Here is a 4,353-nt window from a genome sequence, read left to right on the forward strand (position 1 = left end):
TTTCCGTCGCGGACGATACGACGATGACGGGTTCCGGCAAGGACGGCATCACGCTCGAAAGCGGTGCGTCCCTCGCATGCGACGACGGAAAGACCCTCACGATGAGCGGATTCAAAACCGCGCTCATCGTCAAGGCCGGCGCAGAAGTGAACGACGGCCGTTATAACTTCGACGGCAATACGTACGGCTTCAACCTCCAAGGCAAATTCAACGGCACCGGTCGCGACAAGCTGACCGTTTCCGCCTTAACCGAGAAAGGCAGCACGTTCACGGGCGCGACTGCCGAGCTCATCGGGTGCGATGTGAATGTTCAGGCCAAGAACGAAGGCGGCGAGCAGTACGGCGCCCTCACTATGAAGGACGCGTCGCTCACCACGCGCGGCGTGTGGTATTACTTCAATCCCGGCGGCGGCGTCCATCTGGACCACTCCGACTTCTATGCGTACAAGGCGACAGGCGCTTCCGCCTACAAGCAGGTCATGGCCATCCTCGCCGACTCCGACCTCAAGAACGGCTCCACGCTGACGGGCGACGGATCGCGCATCACGCTTTCCGCCAAGATGACCGTGGACGACTCCAAGGTCGTCATCAAGAACAGCAACGCCGGCGGCCTGAACATCAACTACACGCCCTCGTCGGCGACATTCACCAATTCAACGCTCGAAACCACCAACATGCGCTGGACCCCCTCCTATGGCGCGGGCCACTCCAGCGGCCCCTGCTCCATCACCTTCCAAGGCGATTGCGTGGTGAATACCGACGCGAAGGACAAGACGGCCGATGACGGCGGCGCGAACCGCGACAACGGGAGCTCCTACGTCGTGACCGGGGGCTCGTATCTGGTCGCCTATGACCCTGGGTACAACCACGACGTGACCACGCCGACCAACGGCGCAGCGAACGGCGATGAGTGGCTGTCCCTCTTCACGCTGACCGACACGTCCGTAAGCGTGCTCCATCCCATCAACAAGAACGGCGATGCATATGATTACGCGGTCGCGCATGCGTCCGCCGACGGCAAGAAGCATGTCTGGACCCCGGCTGCCAAGGTGACGTTCACGCTGAACAACACGAACGCCAAATTCGCGGACGGTACGGTCGATAAGAAGACGTATTCGACGATGCGCGGATACAAGCTCGGCGACGTCGAGGGCAATGCGGCCGCCGCCGACCCGGGCACGCCCGTGGATGCGAACGGCACTGCGTTCCTCGGATGGTTCTACAAAGATGCTTCGGGCGTCGAGCATGAGTATGCGTATGCCGACGATGCCTTCGCCGCCGATACCGAGGTGTATGCCAAATGGGACGCGAAGACGGTCGTCTACCATAACGGCAAGGGCGAAAGCTACATCCAGACCGTGGATGCGGCCGCCAGCTCCGCCAAAGCGGCTTCTTTCGAAGATGTCGTGAAGGCCGATGCCGATTTCGCCGTCCCTGGCAAGAAGTTCACGAAGTGGACCACGGCGCCTGATGGATCGGGCGATGCCGTCGCGGCAGGCGCAACGCTCACGTTTGCGGCAGGCGTTTCCCAGATCGACCTGTATGCGCAGTTCAATGACGATGCATACAAGGTCGCGTTCTCGGCGAACGGCGGAACGTTCGCCGACTCCAGCGTCTTCAAGACCAATCCTGGCGTCTTCACGATAGAAAAGGACGCGACCGGCGGAGAAGTCGCCGTGCTCAAGCAGACGGCGTCGTACGGGCAGAAGCTGCGCGAGCTGTTGGGCGGCGTTTCCCATAACGATCTCAAACTTAATAAAGATATAGCGTCGAAGCCTGGTTCGGTGATCGCGGACACGACGAACTGGTATGCAAATGCATCGGGGACGGGCGCCAAGTTCCGGTTCGACGAGAAGACGTTCTTCGGCTTCACATTCGGCGGCGACAATCCCAAAATAACCTCCGATACCACCTATTACCTTAAGTGGAAGGACGATCCTTCGGTCGAGCTGATCAAGGCCGACGGCACCCTTGACTCCGACATGTGGGGCAACGCCGGCGTCGGCAGCCAGAAGGCCAGCACGTCGGTTCTCAAAGTCAAGGCCGACGGCTCCTCTACGTTCAGCCTGACCGGCGCGGTGGACGTTTCGGGCATCAAGAAGCAGATGGAAGCGATCGAAGCGCAGTTCGGCCAGGACGCGGACGATTTCTCCAAGATCAAGCTCACGGATGCCAAATCCACGTTCACGGCGACCTTCGAGCTTCCTGCGGGCGTCACCGTGCCCTCCGATCCCCAAGTGACCGATGCCTATCTGGGCGATTGCTACAAGGTTACGGACGTGTCCGTCTCCGGGCAGAAGGTCACGGTGACCTTCGAGCTTAAGCAGGCATTTGCCGATTACAAGCAGCTTAAGGATGCCGTCGATTCGACGGGCAGCCTCAACAGCCACGATGCAGGCGATTCCCTGAACACCATCGACGATGCCATCCTTCTTACGCTCTCCGGCCTCACGTTCGATAAGGATGCGGTCGCGAACGGCGACGAGCTTACGGCCGTCGGCACCGTGGCCGGCGACTTCTCGGCCGTCGCCCAGGGTTCTACCGGCAAGGCCAAGCGTTTCGCCTTCGCCTGGAAGGGCGAGCAGAACGCCTCCGGCAAGGACGTCAAGGCCAAGGATGCCGTCACCATCCAGCAGACCATGCTCGTGAAGAAGCCCTACGAGCTTGAGCTCGGCGCTGACATGCTCGTGAGCGCGCTGCCGGACGAGCCCACTGCCGAACAGCTCAAGCAGGCGGGTACGAACACCGAGCACGACAAGGTGTTCGGGGTCTACCAGGGTTCCAAGATCAACATCACCGGCACCGTCGACGTCAAGCCTGTGAAGGACCAGATGGATGCCATCGAGGCCCAGTTCAATAACGATGGCTCGAACGTCACCCTGTCCAACGACATGGATTCGTCCTTCACGGCGGTCTTCAAGGTTCCCGAAGGCCTCACGTTCTCCGAGGATCTGAGCGCCGACGACCTGGTTCTCGAAGGATTCGACAAGACCTTCACCATCACGAACGTCGAGGTGGACGAAGGCAAGATCACTGTCACGATGGGCCTTAACAAGGATCTCGTCAAAGATGCGGGCGGCACCTACACGTATCCGCTTCTGAAGGCCGCGGTCGGCAAGCTCAGCGACACCATGAAGCTCACCATCCCCGGCATTCTGGTGGAGGACGATGTGTACGACGGCTCGTCCTTCACGACGACGGGCACGGTCGAAGGCTCCTTCAACGCTGTGGCGACTTCGTCCGGCGGCACGGAGAAGGATTTCGATTTCAAGTGGAAGGGCGTGCAGACTCCCGAGGGCAAGGATGCGACGGCCGAAGCGAACGATAACACCATCCAGCTCACCGTTCAGACGCCGAAGCCGACGGATGTTCAGCTTCCGGCCGACATGCTCGTCGGTGCCGACACCGAGCACGCGGCCGTGTACGACACCTTCCAGGGTTCCACGCTCGATCTGACGGGCGCGGTGGACATGAGGACGGTCCAGGGCCAGATGGCCGCCATCGAGGCGCAGTTCAACAACCCTGCGGCCCAGGATATTTCCGTGGACGTCAAGGATTTCGGCTTCACGGCGACCTTCAAGATTCCCGACGGCATGGAGCTTCCCGGCGGGCTTGACGATCCTTCTGATCTTATTGCCGAGCACTTCGGCAATGGGTTCAAGGTCGAGAGCGTGACGGCCGATGACACCACCGTCACCGTCGGCTTCTCGCTCGCCGACCCTGGCGCCATCAAGACCTACGCCGACCTCAAGGCCGTCGTGGACGGCGCGGGCGACAGCGCCTCGGCCGACCACAGCTGGATGAAGCTCACCATCCCCGGCGTCAAGGTCGCGACGAACCTCGCTGAGGGCACGCAGCTGACGTCCGTCGGAACGGTCGACGGCTTCTTCAAAGCCATCGCGACTTCGCAATCCGGTACGCGTAAGGCGTTTTCCTTCAAGTGGACCGGCGTGCAGTGGCCGGACGGCAAGGATGCCGTGGCCCCTGCGGGTGACGACTCGATTCGCCTGACGGTCGAGCTGACGAAGGCGGTCACGTCCATCAAGGCCGAGAAGGTCTGGGACGATTCCGATGACAAGGACGGCTCCCGTCCGAGTTCCGTCGTGCTGCACCTGCTGCGTGCGGACGGCACGGATACCGGCAGGACCTTGACGCTTGATGCCGATGGCGACTGGAAGGGCAGCTTCGACGGCGTTCCCGTCTACGACGACAACGGCGACGTGGCGGACTATTCGGTTTCCGAGGATGTCCCCGAGGGGTATAAGGCCGCTATCGGCGGAGATGCGGCGAACGGGTTCGTGGTCACGAACTCCCATACGCCGGGAGTCACGCCCAACCCCAACCCCAACCCCA

At 61.4% G+C, this 4,353-nt stretch carries 1 protein-coding gene; it reads left to right on the forward strand.

All coding sequences use genetic code 11. From position 1 onward, the window contains the following. The coding region (locus HMPREF1155_RS04050; RefSeq protein WP_009077608.1) for a Cna B-type domain-containing protein at positions 1-4,353 on the forward strand (4,353 nt) is incomplete at both ends.

The sequence above is a fragment of the Slackia sp. CM382 genome, assembly GCF_000293015.1.
GTDB lineage: Bacteria > Actinomycetota > Coriobacteriia > Coriobacteriales > Eggerthellaceae > Slackia > Slackia exigua.